General features: G+C 36.1%; 19 protein-coding genes. 17 read left to right on the forward strand and 2 right to left on the reverse strand.

Annotated elements, in window-relative coordinates:
* Positions 1 to 43 precede the first annotated feature (43 nt).
* Entirely contained in the window at positions 44 to 457 is a 414-nt protein-coding gene (arr, locus tag DDF69_RS22490; protein WP_410494287.1) for an NAD(+)--rifampin ADP-ribosyltransferase, read from the forward strand.
* Between the two features lie 226 nt (positions 458 to 683).
* Here arr and DDF69_RS06420 read toward each other — a convergent pair whose 3' ends face one another.
* The gene (locus tag DDF69_RS06420) at positions 684 to 1,367 is read right to left on the reverse strand and encodes a hypothetical protein (protein WP_114820045.1); all 684 of its coding nucleotides are present in this window, start codon (positions 1,365 to 1,367) and stop codon (positions 684 to 686) included.
* Positions 1,368 to 1,748: 381 nt separating this feature from the next.
* Between DDF69_RS06420 and DDF69_RS06425 the strand changes: the two genes are divergently transcribed.
* Complete coding sequence (locus DDF69_RS06425) at positions 1,749 to 2,117, forward strand: hypothetical protein (protein WP_114820046.1); 369 nt, start codon at positions 1,749 to 1,751, stop codon at positions 2,115 to 2,117.
* 40 nt (positions 2,118 to 2,157) lie between these two features.
* Here DDF69_RS06425 and DDF69_RS06430 read toward each other — a convergent pair whose 3' ends face one another.
* Positions 2,158 to 2,796, reverse strand: a complete 639-nt coding sequence (locus tag DDF69_RS06430; protein ID WP_114820047.1) for a hypothetical protein — start codon at positions 2,794 to 2,796, stop codon at positions 2,158 to 2,160.
* 154 nt (positions 2,797 to 2,950) lie between these two features.
* Here DDF69_RS06430 and DDF69_RS06435 point away from each other — a divergent pair, with 154 nt between their 5' ends.
* The 15 genes from DDF69_RS06435 (at position 2,951) to hisIE (ending at position 17,280) form a co-directional block, all read left to right on the forward strand.
* Positions 2,951 to 3,523, forward strand: a complete 573-nt coding sequence (locus tag DDF69_RS06435; RefSeq protein ID WP_114820048.1) for a C40 family peptidase — start codon at positions 2,951 to 2,953, stop codon at positions 3,521 to 3,523.
* 298 nt (positions 3,524 to 3,821) lie between these two features.
* Positions 3,822 to 4,433 (forward strand): methyltransferase family protein, encoded by a 612-nt coding sequence (locus tag DDF69_RS06440; RefSeq protein WP_114820049.1) that lies wholly within the window; start codon positions 3,822 to 3,824, stop codon positions 4,431 to 4,433.
* A gap of 70 nt (positions 4,434 to 4,503) precedes the next feature.
* The gene (locus DDF69_RS06445) at positions 4,504 to 5,316 is read left to right on the forward strand and encodes a 2,3,4,5-tetrahydropyridine-2,6-dicarboxylate N-succinyltransferase (RefSeq protein ID WP_034694413.1); all 813 of its coding nucleotides are present in this window, start codon (positions 4,504 to 4,506) and stop codon (positions 5,314 to 5,316) included.
* Positions 5,317 to 5,345: 29 nt separating this feature from the next.
* A complete protein-coding gene (locus DDF69_RS06450; RefSeq protein ID WP_114820050.1) occupies positions 5,346 to 6,515 on the forward strand; it encodes a glycosyltransferase family 87 protein in 1,170 nt (389 codons plus the stop codon).
* A gap of 5 nt (positions 6,516 to 6,520) precedes the next feature.
* Positions 6,521 to 7,450: a glycosyltransferase family 2 protein gene (locus tag DDF69_RS06455; protein ID WP_114820051.1), complete on the forward strand. Its 930-nt coding sequence runs from the start codon at positions 6,521 to 6,523 to the stop codon at positions 7,448 to 7,450.
* Between the two features lies 1 nt (position 7,451).
* Entirely contained in the window at positions 7,452 to 8,228 is a 777-nt protein-coding gene (locus tag DDF69_RS06460; protein ID WP_114820052.1) for a polysaccharide deacetylase family protein, read from the forward strand.
* Complete coding sequence (locus tag DDF69_RS06465) at positions 8,225 to 9,322, forward strand: glycosyltransferase family 4 protein (RefSeq protein ID WP_114820053.1); 1,098 nt, start codon at positions 8,225 to 8,227, stop codon at positions 9,320 to 9,322. Before DDF69_RS06460 ends, DDF69_RS06465 begins: the two co-directional genes overlap by 4 nt.
* A 247-nt stretch (positions 9,323 to 9,569) precedes the next feature.
* Complete coding sequence (gene hisG / locus DDF69_RS06470) at positions 9,570 to 10,427, forward strand: ATP phosphoribosyltransferase (RefSeq protein ID WP_114820054.1); 858 nt, start codon at positions 9,570 to 9,572, stop codon at positions 10,425 to 10,427.
* A 399-nt stretch (positions 10,428 to 10,826) separates the two neighbouring features.
* Positions 10,827 to 12,101, forward strand: coding sequence for a histidinol dehydrogenase (gene hisD / locus DDF69_RS06475; protein WP_114820055.1), 1,275 nt, complete (start codon positions 10,827 to 10,829; stop codon positions 12,099 to 12,101).
* A gap of 264 nt (positions 12,102 to 12,365) precedes the next feature.
* A complete protein-coding gene (gene hisC, locus DDF69_RS06480) occupies positions 12,366 to 13,391 on the forward strand; it encodes a histidinol-phosphate transaminase (RefSeq protein WP_114820056.1) in 1,026 nt (341 codons plus the stop codon).
* Between the two features lie 159 nt (positions 13,392 to 13,550).
* Positions 13,551 to 14,645 carry a bifunctional histidinol-phosphatase/imidazoleglycerol-phosphate dehydratase HisB gene (gene hisB / locus DDF69_RS06485; RefSeq protein WP_114820057.1) on the forward strand — a complete coding sequence of 365 codons (1,095 nt, stop codon included), beginning with the start codon at positions 13,551 to 13,553 and terminating at the stop codon, positions 14,643 to 14,645.
* A gap of 2 nt (positions 14,646 to 14,647) precedes the next feature.
* Complete coding sequence (hisH, locus tag DDF69_RS06490) at positions 14,648 to 15,226, forward strand: imidazole glycerol phosphate synthase subunit HisH (RefSeq protein ID WP_114820058.1); 579 nt, start codon at positions 14,648 to 14,650, stop codon at positions 15,224 to 15,226.
* A gap of 2 nt (positions 15,227 to 15,228) precedes the next feature.
* Entirely contained in the window at positions 15,229 to 15,951 is a 723-nt protein-coding gene (gene hisA / locus DDF69_RS06495; protein ID WP_114820059.1) for a 1-(5-phosphoribosyl)-5-[(5-phosphoribosylamino)methylideneamino]imidazole-4-carboxamide isomerase, read from the forward strand.
* The gene (gene hisF, locus DDF69_RS06500) at positions 15,944 to 16,696 is read left to right on the forward strand and encodes an imidazole glycerol phosphate synthase subunit HisF (protein ID WP_114820060.1); all 753 of its coding nucleotides are present in this window, start codon (positions 15,944 to 15,946) and stop codon (positions 16,694 to 16,696) included. The genes hisA and hisF overlap by 8 nt, the downstream gene beginning before the upstream one ends.
* The gene (gene hisIE, locus DDF69_RS06505) at positions 16,693 to 17,280 is read left to right on the forward strand and encodes a bifunctional phosphoribosyl-AMP cyclohydrolase/phosphoribosyl-ATP diphosphatase HisIE (RefSeq protein WP_114820061.1); all 588 of its coding nucleotides are present in this window, start codon (positions 16,693 to 16,695) and stop codon (positions 17,278 to 17,280) included. The genes hisF and hisIE overlap by 4 nt, the downstream gene beginning before the upstream one ends.
* Positions 17,281 to 17,326: the final 46 nt, after the last annotated feature.

Here is a 17,326-nt window from a genome sequence, read left to right on the forward strand (position 1 = left end):
TGATGATGTAGGAGATACTGAAAAATCAAAAGAAAATGCTGAATTGTCAGAGTTAGTGCAAAATCATCCTTCTGATAAGGGCCCTTTTTACCATGGAACAAAAGCCGACTTGCACATGGGAGATTTCTTGACAGCGGGAGGAAATTCTAATTATAAATCTGAATTCAAAATGAATCATATTTATTTCACCGCTTTAGCCAATGGAGCAGGGCTAGCTGCTGCTCTGGCAAATGGTGATGGAGCCGAAAGAGTATATATTATAGAACCCACCGGAAGTTTTGAAAATGATCCCAATGTAACAGATAAGAAATTTCCGGGCAATCCAACCCGTTCTTATCGTTCGGAAATGCCCTTAAAAATTATCGGAGAAATTACAGAATGGAACAGACCAACTCCCGAAGATCTTCAAAAATTTCGCGAAAAACTTGAAAACAGTAAGGGAGATATCATCAATTAGCCTTTACGTGTGATATAAACTATGGAAAACAATGGATTATGACTACACTCATAAAAGCCTGTGAGGATATTTCATACATTTGGGATAAGTTTTTCATTCATCCAATAATAGTTTTTAGCCTCTTTTGTAGAGGCTTTTTATGTAAAATGCTAAGGATTTTCTTTTTAACAAAAAAACAGCCACAATGAAAATATTGCGGCTGCCTTTTGAAATCAAATATCAACTATTATAAAGATCTGGAGCGGGCAATATTAATAAGGTACACAAGGTGTGCGTACATGCTTCGCTTTACAGACTCTACTTTTATATCTCCGGTGGTCTGGTTGATGGTAGTGACCAAATCCGTATTACACTGACCCGCAAAGTTTCCACTTCCTAAATAGTTCACTGTATTGGTACTTGGATAAGAAATTCTGGGATAGTCAGGTGCTGTCTGATTAGCCACAGCAGCTGTGTTTGCAAATCCTTTATTGTCGACATATCGGGCTGTCCATGTTCCTAGAAATTGTCCGTTTCCTGTATTAATTCCTTGTCCTACAATAATCTGAGTGTCTACAGGGTTACTGAATCCCGCACAAGAAGAGTAATGGTTTACAGAAACTGTACAGGACGAAGCATTGTCGCCAGGTAGGAAACATTTTCCTTCGTAGACTGTGAGTCTTTGTTCACTGGAAGAAGTTGATGTGTTCAATATAGCCTTTGGAGCAAAAATTTCTTCAGGGGAAATAAGCGTTAAAACTCCCTGTGCATCTGCCGCAACAATCTTTTTTTCAGCATTTGAAAGTCCTCTTACTCTTACCAGGCCATTTACGTCTAAAGTATGACTCGGAGTGGCGGTATTAATCCCAACCTGTGCTGTTGAACTTCCACAAATAGCAAGTGCTGCCAAAAATAATGTTTTTGTTTTCATGTAATTTTTTGAAAAGGTTAAATTTTTCACTAAGGTAAGAAATATCTTTAAAATAGAAGACAAATGGGCTGAAATCTAGTATAAACTAATTGTAAATGAATAGTAAACATATTAATACCAAGTTTTACGTATAAATTTAAAATAACTCAAAATTTATAGAGACTCTATTTGTTTGAAAAATATTTGTATTTTAGCCGAAATATGTTGTTTTTTAATAAACATATTGGGCGCTAATTAAAATTCAGATAATTTGAATGAAAAAATTAGTAGATTTGCACGAACAAAAAAATAATACATATTAAGCAATATTCTCTCTGACTGAATTTTTAGAAGAAAAGTATAGGAGAATAACAGGATTTAGGTTATAAAACTACTGAAACTATGAAGAAACTTTTTTTACTTTTATTAACGGCGTTTTTATTTATCGGTTGCAGCTCTGATGATGATACTATTTATGATTATGTAGGAACATGGTCTGGTTCCTATGAAGGAGCAGATAAAGGAGTTTGGAACTTTGTGGTAGATGAAAGTGGTAAAGTGGTAGGAACAATGCATTCGGATGTTAATAATGAAAACTACAGCATTACCGGAAATTTAAGTGAGACAGGAGATCTTAACGCCAGAGTAGGACTTCCTTCACAAGGAGATTTCAAAGGGACGTTAACAACAGAAAAAAAAGGAAACGGAAACTGGTCCAACTCACTTCCAACACCTTCCGTATCAGGAAGCTGGAAAGGAGAAAAGAAATAAAAACAAGAAAGTCTGCAGAATATACTGCAGACTTTTTTATTTATACAAATCCCATATGGGTAATCTTATCATTTTCATTCTTTAATGCTACAAAATAGATTAGAATGTCATCTTCAGAGAAATACTTTTTAAAAGACTTGTCTTGTTGCTGATTCCAATGGACTATTTCTTCACTACTTTCTATGCTATAATTTTCAGCATCCAGTTTCATCGTCATAATCACAGCATATTCTGATCTACAGAGTTCATTTTTATACAGAACATGATCTTTCATTCTTACACAATCAGAAATATCATGAAACGTGCCTAATTGAAATTCTCTCAGGAGTTTTCTTCCATCTTCAGTCTTTAATCCATTTTCAACTGTTCTTTTTCCTCTTTCAGAAAGGGTATCTAAATCTTTGATGGTAGTCATCACCTTTGCAAACTTCTGGTAGAGGAGGGGATCACCTGCTTCTTTAATATATACTTCCAGGCTTTTCCTAATAATCTTCCCTATTTTGGAACAATGCCCGAATTCAGAACTATTCTGTCTTACTTTCTCATAGGACGGATTTTTTTTAAACGCAGCTTTATTGAACCCGCTTTTCTTCCGAACCACATTTTTGCCATTCAGAGTATAAAATACCAGATCGCCCACTGCTCCGGTGATCTTGATTACACTTTCATAGGTTGCCATATCTTCAAAATAGAAATCAAATATACAGATAAATAATGAAATTCAAAACTTTAACATATATTTATCATATAGTTGTAGTATAGTTATATCGTAATTAAATTATAAAATGTATATTTGTGGTAGATTTTGTTAATTAATTATAAATCAGAAGAATATGGGAACGGAATTATTTCAACAAAAAATAAAAGTAAAACAGATGGTGGTTGTCCTGACAGCCTCTGTTTTTGTGGTTTCCTGCGGATCCTCGAAAAGTGTTTCTGCGAGCAAAAAATCAAATACAAAGGCGGTAGCGAAAGCTGAAAATCTCAGAAAACTGGATTCAAAATTTAGTGGCAGTGTTTCCAGATCCATCAATGATATTTTGAAAGATGCAGAAAAGTATATCGGAACACCTTATAAATTCGGAGGAAATACTTCGTCAGGATTTGACTGTTCCGGATTTACCGTAAAAGTATTTGAAGAAAATGATTTTAATCTTCCCAGAAGATCTTCTGATCAGGCCGATGCCGGAAAGAATATTGATATCAAGGATGTAAAACCAGGTGACCTGTTGTTTTTTGCAACAGCCGGAGGAAGCAGAGTTTCTCATGTGGGAATTGTTCATGATATTGGTCCTGACGGAGAAGTGAAATTTATTCATGCTTCCACCTCAAAAGGTGTAATCATTTCATCCCTGAATGAAAAATACTGGAATAAGGCCTACCTTCATGCTCAAAGAGTTCTGTAAATCTTTAAAACGTACTAACAGGAATTAATATTTTGTCATGCAGGGAAGGGTTGAAATTCAATAGAAACGGGCTTTAGCCCGTTCAATAGAAAAATCAAACAATCAATTGGCTTTAGCCAAAACTTATAACTATATTCTTTAACCACCCCGTCAAAAATTCTTTGAATTTTTGCCACCCCTGCGGTGGAGGGGAATTGCCAGGTTTACAGCTTCGCATTTCTGCAAATCAATAATATTCTTGTCATTGCAATAGCATTGCATCACGAAACTTTGCAAATTTGCCCAAAACTATTATCAAATGGCAGATTTCATCAGATTTTTTATCCCTTTTTACTTCATCATTTTCTTTTTGGTCTCTTTTGTAGGCATTAGCTGCAAAGTGGCTAAACAAATTGGTAAAAATCCTAATGTTCTTCCCAAAGATGATTCCGCATACGGATTGGTGGGATTATATTTTAAGCTGGTTTTATTTGCTTTGTTTATCTATACCATACTTCTTTTATTTTTTCCGAAAGACATTTTCTCTGCTTTTAAAATCAATATTCTGGAATATGACATTTTTCAGTACGCAGGAATTGTATTAATGATTTTCGCCTTGATTTGGGTGATCATAGCACAGTTACAAATGAAAAATTCATGGAGGATTGGAATTGATAACTCAGCAAAAACAAAACTGATAACCCACAGATTATTCAGTTTTTCAAGAAATCCTATATTTCTGGGAATGACGGTCAGCCTTGCCGGATTTTTCCTTGCATTCCCGACTGTCATTGCTTTTTCTTTTCTTCTGATCGGAAATATTTTAATGCAGATTCAAATACGGATGGAAGAAGAGTATCTCCTAAAAGAGCACGGACAAATGTATCTGACCTACAAAAAGAGGGTGAAGCGCATGTTCACGCTTTATTAAAACATAATGTTAAAAACAGTTTTGCTGAACTTTTTTGTATCTTTGGGCGGTATAATTTTAAATAAGAAACATGTCGTTACAACAAACTATTGAAAATATCTGGGACAACAGAGAATTATTGCAGAATGAAGACAGCCAGAAGGCGATCAGAGAAGTTATTTCTTTAGTTGATAAAGGGGAACTTCGTACTGCAGAACCTACAGAAAACGGATGGCAGGTAAATGAATGGGTAAAGAAAGCTGTAGTAATGTATTTCCCGATCCAGAAAATGGAAACTATTGAAGTAGGTCCGTTTGAATTTCATGATAAAATGCCTTTGAAGAGAGGTTATGCTGAAAAAGGAGTGAGAGTTGTTCCGCATGCAGTAGCGAGAGAAGGTGCTTACATTGCTCCTGGAGTAATTATGATGCCATCTTACGTAAACATTGGTGCTTATGTAGATTCCGGAACAATGGTAGATACATGGGCAACGGTAGGAAGCTGTGCACAGATCGGTAAAAACGTTCACCTGAGCGGTGGTGTTGGTATCGGTGGGGTATTGGAACCTTTACAGGCTGCTCCGGTAATCATTGAAGACGATTGCTTTATCGGTTCAAGATGTATCGTTGTAGAAGGAGTTCACGTAGAAAAAGAAGCCGTATTGGGCGCTAACGTAGTACTGACTGCTTCTACAAAAATTATCGATGTTACAGGAGATACACCAATTGAAATCAAAGGAAGAGTTCCTGCACGTTCAGTAGTTATCCCTGGAAGCTATACAAAACAGTATCCTGCAGGAGAATATCAGGTTCCATGTGCCCTGATCATCGGTCAGAGAAAAGAATCTACAGACAAGAAAACATCTCTGAATGATGCATTGAGAGATAATAATGTAGCTGTTTAAGATTAATATTTTAATCTAATACCACAATCTTGAAAGAAAAATTTCTTAAAATACTATTAAACCCTAAATATATATTTGGGGTTTATCTTATTATATCCGTTGTTACAGCAATTTCCAAATACCTGAGAGGAGATTATGCGATCAATAACTATCTGATTTTTAAAAATGTATTCTTTAATACCATTCATCAGAAAAACTTATTTATCCATTATCCTGATCTTTATTTTGATCTGAACCATTATGGTGTATTTTTTAGTGCATTGATTGCACCGTTTGCCATGATGCCGGATTGGCTGGGAATCTCACTCTGGAATATTGCCAATACTTTCATTTTTATCTACGGAATTTATAAACTGCCTTTTTCAGACAGCAAGAAAGCGATTTTCGGATTGCTTTGTCTTCAGGAATACATTACTGCGGCTTTAAGTCTGCAGTTCAATGTAGCACTGACAGGTCTTTTACTGTTATCTGCAGTCTATATTTACGAAAGAAAAGAAGTGAAATCTGTAACCGCAATTTTAATAGGAATATTTGTGAAAATCTACGGAATCGTAGGATTAACGCAGTTTTTCTTCATTAAAAATAAAACTAAATTTATTCTTTCAGGAATTGGAATTGCCCTATTGTTTTTTGTACTTCCGATGGCCTATTCAAGCCCGCAGTTTGTCATTCAGTGTTATTCGGACTGGTTTCAGTCTATTGTAGAAAAGAATAGCGAAAATCAGGTGTTAGGAAATATGCAGGATATCTCATTAATGGGCTTTGTGAGAAGAATTTTAGGAGATGCATCCATTTCAAACCTTGTGTTTTTAGCAGGCGGATTGCCTCTTTTTGCTTTACCTTATATCAGAATTAAACAATACAAACATTATGCTTTCCAATTGATGATTCTGGCTTCAACATTACTATTCCTGGTATTGTTCAGTTCAAGTTCAGAATCTCCAACATATATTATTGCGGTGGTAGGAGTACTGATCTGGTTTTTCCTTCAGAAAGAAAGAACCCCATTGATCATTGGATTGTTGGTTTTTGTCATTATTTTTACCTGTTTCTCCACTTCGGATCTGTTCCCGAAATTTGTAAAAGAGAATTATATCATCAAATATTCATTAAAAGCCGTACCTTGTATTGTAATCTGGTTGAGAGTGACTTATGAACTTCTGACTAAAGATTTTGAGAAAAATTACAGCCTGAATTAATACATATGAAGAAAATTTCAATTGTAATTCCCGCTTATAACGAAGAAGGAAACGTTGCCATGATCCATCAGAAAATCAAAGAAGTTTTTGATGGTTTGAACAATTATGACTTTGAAATCATATTTGTGAATGATGGCAGCAGAGACAATACTCAACAAAAATTAGAAGAACTTTCCAGTCAATATGATGAAGTGAAATTCATCGAGTTTTCCCGCAATTTTGGTCACCAGCCCGCTGTAAAAGCTGGAATGGATAATGCGCTGGGAAATGCAGTTATTTCTATGGATGGAGATCTTCAGCATCCGCCGGAGCTTATTCCTGAAATGATTCAGAAATGGGAAGAAGGCTATGACGTAGTTTTTACCTTTAGAACATATCCCAAAGAGATTTCATTTTTTAAAAGAAAAACATCAGACCTATTTTATAAGCTTTTATCAAGCCTCTCAGATGTTAACTTAACAAAAGGGGGTGGCTCAGATTTCAGATTGCTGGATGCTAGTGCCGTTGAAGTCATGAGAAATTTTAATGAAGACGACCTGTTTCTTAGAGGATTAACGAGTTGGATGGGTTTCAAACAAACAGGAATCGACTTTACTGCAGCGGAAAGACTCTCAGGGAAAAGCAGCTACAATCTTAAAAAGATGTTTACTTTTGCCTTCACGGGAATCACTGCTTTCAGTGTGAAACCTCTTTATCTCGCGGCTTATCTGGGATTTTTATTCTCGGCACTGTCAGTCATTGGATATGGAGCATACGTTATTCATTCATTTATTGCCAAAACAGAGATTTCAGGTTGGGCATCCTTAATTATGACCATTGTTTTCTTTGGAGGACTTCAGCTGATCATCCTCGGAATCATGGGAATTTATTTAGGTAAAATATTCAAACAGGTGAAAGACAGACCAAATTATATTATTAAAAACAAAAATTTTTAGAATGGTTTTATTGAGTTTTGATATTGAAGAATTTGATATGCCATTAGAGTATAAGGGTGAAATTCCCTTTGAAAAGCAGATTTCAATTTCACAGACAGGATTAGAGAGAATTCTCGATATCCTTAAAAAACATAACGCTAAAGCTACTTTTTTTTCCACAGTAGTTTTTGCAGAAAACAGCAAACATCTTATTGAAAGGTTGCTACATGAAGGTCATGAACTGGCTTCTCACACCTGGTTTCATTCAGAATTTGAAGATAAACACCTGAAGGAATCAAGAGAAAAACTGGAAGAATTATTTTCCACAAAGGTTACCGGATTAAGAATGCCGAGAATGATGCCTGTGGATGAAAAAGAAGTGGAAAGAGCAGGGTATTCTTACAATTCCTCTATCAATCCTACGTTTTTGCCAGGAAGATATAATAATTTAAAAGTATCCAGAACCTATTTCAAAGAAGGAAATGTGACTCAGGTACCGGCTTCGGTTTCTCCTAATTTCAGGATTCCTTTGTTTTGGTTAAGCTTTCACAATTTCCCTTTATTTTTCTACAAAAAACTGGCTTCGGATTGTTTGAAAAAAGATCAGTATCTGAACATTTATTTCCATCCCTGGGAATTTGCAGAAATTAAAGATGAAGCCTTTAAACTTCCTGGATTTACTGTAAAAAATTCAGGAAAAGATATGGTGGAAAGATTTGATAGGTTTGTAGGATGGTTGAAAGAAAAAGGACATACATTCGGTACATTTCAGGAATTTCAAAAACAGATAGAACGATGAAGATTGCCTTTGATGCAAAACGGTTTTTCCACAATACATCCGGCCTTGGAAACTACTCGAGAGATCTTGTAAGAATCCTTTCCGAATATGAACCGGAGAACGAATATCTGTTACTCAATAAAAATAAATCGGAGCGCGGAAAAGATATCCTGGAACGCACTAATGTTCACTTTATTGAAACCTCAAAAGGAAACCTGTCCCGTCAGCTGAAAATGGGTAAAGATGCCCAAAAACAAGGAGCAGATATTTTCCATGGATTATCAGGTGAACTTCCTCTGAAATGGGATTCAAAACCTATAAAAAAGGTTGTTACCATTCACGATTTAATCTTCGTAAGATATCCGCAGTATTATTCTTTTTTTGACAGGAAAATCCATTTCTGGAAATTCAAAAAAGCCGCTGATACCGCTGATAAAATCATTGCGATTTCAGAACAGACCAAAAGAGATATTATCCAATATTTAAAGGTTCCTGAGACTAAGATTGAAGTTATTTATCAGGGATGTCATCATGCTTTTAAAGAACAGCAGTCTCCTGAATTGATGGAAACTGTTAAAGTGAAATTTAAGCTTCCCGAAAGGTTTGTACTGAATGTAGGAACTATTGAAGATCGTAAGAACCTTTTGAACGTCGTAAAAGCAATCAACAGTACAGAAATTCCACTGGTTGTGGTGGGAAGAAAGACCAAATATTACCAGAAAATAGAACATTTCCTGAAAAAAAACAAAATGGAGCAGCAGGTGCTTTTCCTGGAAGGCGTTTCTATGGATGAGCTGGCTTGTCTCTATAAACTGGCAGATATTTTTGTCTATCCGAGCTTCTTTGAAGGCTTCGGAATCCCTGTCATTGAGGCACTTTTCTCCAAAACAGTTGTGGTGACAAGCAATACCAGCTGTCTCCCGGAAGCAGGTGGAAAGGACTCCGTGTATGTGAATCCTGACAACAATCTGGATATCCGAGCGAAAATCAAATTTCTCTGGGAAAATGAATCTGAGAGAAAACGCCGTGAGGAAAAGGGTTTCGAGTTTGTTCAGAAGTTTAATGACGAACCCATTGCCAAAGAGCTTATGAATTTTTATCAAAAAATTATCTGAAAAAACGTTGCATTTTAAAAATAAATCCTACATTTGCATCATAATTCAATACAATGAAACCAATATTTTTAGCATTACATCATTATCATCATCATCTCTGTTAGGCGGAATTGATTGATATAAGTATGTGCTAAAATCAAAAATAATAAAAACCGTCTGAGTAAATAGACGGTTTTTTTGTTTCCTGAATTCTCCTCAGAAATTTCAATAGATCAGTTTTTATTTGCTCGGACCCAAAAAAGGCAAAATGAGTAAATTAAAAATTGCAATCCAAAAAAGTGGCCGGCTTTACGAAGAATCTCTTCAGCTTCTCAAAGACTGTGGAATCTTTGTCAATAATGGTAAAGACCAACTCAAAGTTTCAGTAGATAACTTTCCGATGGAAATCATGTACCTTCGGAACTCAGACATCCCGCAATATCTAGAAGACGGAGTAGTGGATGTCGCCATTCTTGGCGAAAATCTTCTAGTTGAAAAAGGTAAAAACATCAAAACGATCCAGAAACTTGGTTTTTCAAAATGCCGTGTTTCACTGGCTGTTCCTAAAGAAGTTGACACCGATGATATCTCTTATTTCCAGGGTAAAAAAATTGCTACTTCTTACCCCAATACCCTTAAAAACTTTTTAGAAAAAGAAGGAATCGTATCAGACATTCACGTGATTTCGGGTTCTGTAGAAATCGCTCCTAATATCGGCCTTGCGGATGGAATATGTGATATTGTCAGCTCCGGAAGTACGTTGTTCAAAAACGGATTAAGAGAAACGGTTACTTTACTGAAATCGGAAGCTGTTTTAGCTCAAACACCCCAATTATCATCTGAGAAAGAAGCCATTCTTGAAAAATTTGTATTCAGAATCAAATCGGTTTTAAAAGCAAAAAACTCAAAGTACATCCTGATGAATGTTCCTAATGAAAAAATACAGAAAGTAGCCGGTGTTCTTCCTGTATTGAAAAGCCCTACAGTTATTCCATTGGCAGAAGAAGGCTGGAGCAGTATTCATTCTGTGATTGATGAAGAACGTTTCTGGGAAGTCATTGATGAACTCAAAGAAAATGGCGCTCAGGATATTCTAATCATTCCAATTGATAAAATGGTTATTTAAAAAAATCATAATGGTAGATGTTGATTAACGCAAAGGCGCAATGAAAATAAAGTAAAAGAAGTATAACTCCAACACTTGCTGAAAATCTTGGATTTTCTTGCGCCAAAAAGGACATAAAGAATAAAAAACTTTGCGTCTTTGCGATAAACCAACAAAAAAATTCATACAGAAAAAATAAATAAAAAGCACGCAGATTATGCAGATAACGAAGATTTCTATGATAAATTGATACACAATCATCTGCAAAATCAGTTCAATCTGCGAGAGATTAAAAAAAATATCCTGAAAAAAGCATGTAAGCTATAAAGAGTCTGAATAAAATAGCTTCAGCTATGATCTTAAATAAGACTTAACAACTTAAAAGGATCTTAATGGTTCAAAAACTTTTAAAATAGTACAATGAAAATATACAGATATCCCACAAAAGACACCTGGAAAGACCTGTTAAAGCGCCCTGTTCTGGAACAGAAAGAAATTTCAGGTCTGATCACAGAAATATTCACAGAAATTGAAAAAAATGGTGATGAAGCTTTAATAGAATTCAACAAAAAGTTTGATAAAGCAGAAACCCCGAGCATACAAGTTTCTGATGTCGAAATTCAGGAGGCAGAAAATCAGATTCAAGATGAATTGAAACAGGCCATTCAACAGGCGAAGGAGAATATTTCAATATTTCACGCCTCTCAAAAGCAGGAAATTCAGAAAATTGAAACCACAAAAGGAGTGGTTTGCTGGCGGGAAAACCGTGCAGTAGAGAGAGTCGGGATCTATATTCCGGGAGGAACAGCTCCTTTATTTTCTACAGTATTGATGTTGGCAGTTCCTGCAAATCTGGCCGGATGTAAAGAAATAATCCTTTGCACGCCACCGGATAAAAATGGAAATGTTAATCCCGCCATTCTTTATGCTGCAAAACTTTGTGGAGTTTCGAAAATCTTTAAAACAGGCGGGGCGCAGGCTGTTGCAGCGATGACTTTTGGGACAGAGACTATTCCTGCAGTTAATAAAATTTTTGGTCCTGGAAATCAGTTCGTGGTAGCGGCAAAAGAATATGCACAACGGTATGGAGTTGCCATTGATATGCCAGCCGGTCCGAGTGAAGTTCTTGTCATAGCTGATGAGCAGGCTATTCCTGAATTTTGTGCTGCCGATCTTCTTTCACAAGCAGAACACGGAAGCGACAGTCAGGTGGTTTTTATAACCACAAACCTTAAAGTATTTGAAGAGACGATAGAAGCTGTTGGGCAGCAAGTCAAAGACTTACCTAGAAATGAATTTGCAAGCCAGGCTTTGAAAAACAGTTCTTTTATTTTAGTAAATTCATTAGACGAGGCTCTTGAGTTCAGTAATTTATATGCTCCGGAACACCTTATTCTGGCCATCAATGATTTTGAAAAATATATTCCAGAGGTTCAGAATGCAGGTTCGGTTTTTCTTGGAAACTATTCTTGTGAAAGTGCAGGAGATTATGCCAGCGGAACGAATCACACGCTGCCTACCAATGCCTATGCAAAGAATTACAGTGGGGTGTCCCTGGATAGTTTCGTAAAGAAAATAACATTCCAGTACCTTTCAAAAGAGGGGCTTCAGAATTTAGGAAAAACAATAGAACTCATGGCAGAAGCAGAAGGTCTGTTTGCTCACAAAAATGCAGTGTCGATAAGATTGAAATAATTAATTGTTGGAAAACGCAAAGACGCAAGAGAATTATAATGAGAAACCTTTTTAAGAAGCAATGATTTTATCTCCGATAAAATTGAATACCAAATATTTTGATCTCTCACAGATTCTCCAAATGAAGAAGGCAAATATAAAAAATCTGTGAAATTTGTGAAATCTGTGGGAAAAATAATTAATGATCTGAAGATGTTTTCTTCACTATTCTTAATCACTCAATACATCTTAATGGTTTAAAAATAGTTTTAAACAAACAATACAATGAAAAATAACAGTATCAAAACTTTAGTAAGAGAAAATATATTACAATTACAGCCCTACATCAGTTTCAGGGATCACAATGAATTTAATGCTCCGGTAATGCTGGATGCGAATGAAAGTCCCTTTGGAGAATGCAACCGTTACCCGGATTCTACCCAGAAAAAGCTTAAAACCAAGCTTGCGGGGCTTAAAAAAGTTTCACCCTCACAGATTGCCATAGGAAACGGAAGCGATGAGCTGATAGACCTTATTGTCAAAATTTTCTGCGAGCCTAAAAAAGATGCCATTCTGATGATGAATCCGTCTTTTGCGATGTATGGTTTCTATGCAACAATTAATGAGAATAAAGTCCTGAAACTGGATCTCGATGAAAACTTTGAAATCGTTAAAAGTGATTTTTTAAAAGCAGCAGAAGATCCTTCATTGAAAATTTTCTTTTTATGTTCACCTAATAACCCAACGGGAAACAGTGTGGATGATATTGAATTTTATCTTCAGAATTTCAATGGAATTGTAGTGGTAGATGAAGCATATATTGAATTTTCAGAAAAAAAATCAAGTCTGGAGCTGTTGGAGAAATATTCGAACCTGATTGTACTTCAAACTTTTTCCAAAGCATGGGGAATTGCCGGAGCAAGGGTAGGTATGGCTTATGCATCTGAAGAAATTATCAGCTTTATTAATACCGTAAAAGCGCCTTATAATGTGAATGTTCTGAGTCAGGAATTGATTATAAAAACATTAGAGGAAGAAAATAAGCTTCAGGAGAATGTAAGTCTTATTCTGGAAGAAAGAGCATGGCTGAAGCAGCAGTTTGAAGGAATTACATGCATTAAAAAAGTGTTTTCAACGGATGCCAATTTCTTTCTGATCAGAATGGAAAATGTAGATAAAGTGTACACAAGAATGCTGAAAGAGGAAATTTTAACCAGCAGAAGAGATCCGGCTATTTCTGGATGTATCAGGATTAATGTGGGGAGCCGTTCGGAAAATGAAAAACTAATTAATCTTTTAAAAGAAATATAAATATAAACCATTAAGAAAGATGAAGAGAATAAGAAAAATTAAGATTCATCAAAGATGAATAAGCAAGAATATAGCTCAATTATTAGCTTTAGCTATGCTCTTAATAATTCTTAATCTCTTAAAAAGCTTAATGGTTAAAAACAATTTTATAAAAAACATATGAAAAAAGTACTATTTATAGACCGCGACGGAACACTCATCATTGAACCTCCTACAGATTTTCAGGTAGATTCTCTGGAAAAGCTTGAGTTTTATCCGGGAGTTTTTCAAAACCTTGCAAAAATTGTCAATGAATTAGATTATGAATTGGTAATGGTCACCAATCAGGATGGGTTGGGAACTGAGAGTTTTCCTGAAGAAGATTTCATAAAACCACAGGAAAAAATGTTGCAGGCATTTGAAAATGAAGGGATCGTTTTCAGTGATATTTTAATCGATAAAAGCTTTGAATCTGAAAATCTTCCCACCAGAAAACCAGGAATCGGAATGCTGACAAAATACATCTATGGCAATTATGATCTTGAAAATTCCTATGTAATTGGTGATCGAATTACCGATGTGCAACTGGCTAAAAATCTGAAATCTAAAGCTATTTATCTTAATCAAAACTTAAATAGCGAAGCTGAGCTGTCTACAACCCAATGGTCGGAGATCTATCAGTTCTTAAAATCGGGAATGCGGAAGGCAAAAGTATCCCGCAAAACCAATGAAACAGATATTGAAATTGAAGTCAATCTTGATGGAAACGGACAGTCAGATATTTCCACCGGGCTTCATTTTTTTGACCACATGCTGGATCAGATTGCAAGACACGGAAATATGGATTTGACCATTAAAGTGAACGGAGATCTTGCTGTAGATGAGCACCACACCATTGAAGACACAGGAATTGTACTGGGAGAAGTTATTTTAAAAGCTTTAGGAAAGAAAAAAGGAATTGAAAGATATGGTTTTCTGCTTCCGATGGACGACTGTCTTTCTCAGGTGGCTATTGATTTTGGCGGCAGACCATGGTTGGTTTGGGATGCGGCGTTTAAGAGAGAAAAAATAGGAGATATGCCTGCAGAAATGTTTTTTCACTTCTTTAAATCCTTTACTGATGCTTCGAAATCCAATCTGAACATCAAAGCAGAAGGAGAGAATGAACACCACAAAATTGAATCCATCTTTAAAGCGTTTGCAAAAGCCGTTAAAATGGCAGTGAATCAATCGGATAGTAACTACAGTTTACCTTCTACAAAAGGAAGTTTATAAATATGATCGCTATAATAAAATACAACGGAGGAAATGTAAACTCTGTCCAGAATGCCCTTAACAGACTGAAAATAGATTCTGTGATCACTGATGATACCGAACAGATTGTAAAAGCTGATAAAGTGATCTTTCCAGGCGTAGGAGAAGCTTCGTCCACCATGAAACTGCTGAAGGAAAAAGAACTTGATCTTTTGATTCCCAGCCTTACACAGCCGGTTTTAGGAATATGCCTGGGAATGCAGCTGATGTGCAACGAAAATGAAGAAGGAAATACTGAAGGAATGGGGATTTTTGATATCAATGTCAGAAAATTTCCAGCAAAGGATATTGTTCCCCACATGGGTTGGAATACCGTTTCGGGACAGACTTCTCCTTTGTTTTCAGGAATAGGAAAGAATAATGATGTTTATTTTGTTCACAGCTATTATTGTGAACTTTCGGACTTTACCACTTCTGTTTGTGATTATATCCTGCCTTTCAGTGCTTCATTGCAGAAAGACAATTTCTATGCAGTACAGTTTCACCCTGAAAAATCGGGAATGATAGGAAATCAGATCGTTAAGAACTTTATAAATTTATAATGATGAAAATAATTCCGGCTATTGATATTATCGACGGCAAATGTGTCCGTTTATCAAAAGGAGATTACAATACAAAGAAAATATACAATGAAGATCCTGTAGAAGTTGCGAAGGAGTTTGAAAGCTTTGGAATTCAATACCTTCATTTGGTGGATCTTGATGGGGCGAAATCAAAGCATATTGTCAACCAGAAAGTTCTGGAAAATATTGCCCGTTCTACTTCGCTGCATCTCGATTTTGGAGGAGGATTAAAGACTCAGGAAGATATTGAAACAGCTTTTAATTCTGGTGCAAAACAAATCACTTTAGGAAGTATTGCAGTGCAAAATCCTGAATTCTGCTATGAAATGATTCAAAAATATGGCGCTGAGAAAATTATTCTGGGAGCAGACTGCGACAACAGAATGATTAAAACCTCCGGATGGCTCGAAGAAAGTGACAATGACATCATTGATTTCATCCTTCAGTATCAGGAAAAAGGGGTAGAGACCGCTATTTGTACTGATATTGCAAAAGATGGGATGCTGGAAGGACCTTCAACGGGGCTTTATATTGAGATTTTATATAAAACATCTGTTCAGCTGGTAGCGAGCGGAGGCATTTCAGGGATTGCTGATGTGTATAAAATGAAAGATATCGGCTGTGCAGGGACCATCATCGGAAAAGCAATTTATGAGGGAAAAATAAGCTTACAACAACTTCAAAATTTTATTGAAAATGCTTAAAAAAAGAATTATTCCATGTCTGGATATCAAAGATGGGGCTACGGTGAAAGGAATCAATTTTGAAGACCTTAAAAATGCTGGAGATCCTGTAGAACTTGCCAAAAAATATGAGCAGGAAGGTGCTGATGAGTTGGTTTTTCTGGATATTACCGCCACTATTGAGAACAGAAAAACGTTTATAGAATTGGTAAAAGAGATTGCCAAAGAGCTTAGTATTCCTTTTACGGTGGGAGGCGGAATTTCATCTGTAGAAGATGTGAGAAAGCTTTTGGAAGCAGGAGCAGATAAGATCAGTATCAATTCCTCTGCGGTGAAAAATCCGACCCTTATTTCCGATCTGGCTAAAGAATTCGGGAGCCAGTGTGTAGTGGTTGCTATTGATACAAGACAAGTTGGCGATAAAGATCTGGTTCACATCAAAGGAGGAAGAGAAGCTACTGAACTCACTACGGTAGAATGGGCAAAGCAAGCAGAATCCCTTGGAGCGGGAGAAATTCTACTGACTTCGATGGATGGAGACGGTACAAAAAACGGTTTTGATCTTCGCATTACAAAACTGGTTTCAGATAGTATTACCATTCCTGTGATTGCTTCCGGAGGAGCTGGTGCTGTAGGTCATTTTGTTAAAGTATTCAATGAAACGAAAGCTACAGGAGGTTTGGCAGCCAGCATTTTCCATTTTAATGAAATAGGGATTCAGGATTTAAAACAACAGTTAAAAACTCAAAAAATAGAAGTACGATGAAAATAGATTTTAATAAAGATAACGGGCTGGTTCCGGTAGTTATTCAAGACAGCAGAACGTTGCAGGTATTGATGCTGGGTTACATGAATGAAGAGGCTTTTCAGAAAACAGAAAAAGAAGGAATCGTTACTTTTTTCAGCCGTTCCAAAAACAGACTCTGGACAAAGGGTGAAAAGTCTGGTAATTTTTTAACGGTAAAAAGTATTGACATCGACTGTGACCAGGATACCATTTTAATTAAAGCCGTTCCAAAAAATGTTGTTTGTCACACAGGCAGTTTCAGTTGTTTTGGAGAAAAGAATGTCAAAGGATTTCTGTATGAACTGGAAGATAAAATATCACAGCGAATAGATACCAAAGCTGAAGATTCTTATACCTATTCACTCTATCAGAGAGGAATCAATAAAATGGCTCAAAAAGTAGGTGAGGAAGCCGTAGAACTCGTTATAGAAGCAAAAGATGACAATGAAGAACTTTTTAAAAACGAAGCTGCAGATCTGATGTATCACTTCCTGATTTTATTGAAGGCCAAAGGATTTTCGCTGGAAGAGATTGAGGGAATTCTTAAAAACAGAGATAAATAAAGAGATTGTCTCAAAAGTCAAGTAACTTGGCTTTTGTCATTCTGAC

Source organism: Chryseobacterium sp. KLBC 52 (assembly GCF_003347605.1).
GTDB lineage: Bacteria > Bacteroidota > Bacteroidia > Flavobacteriales > Weeksellaceae > Chryseobacterium.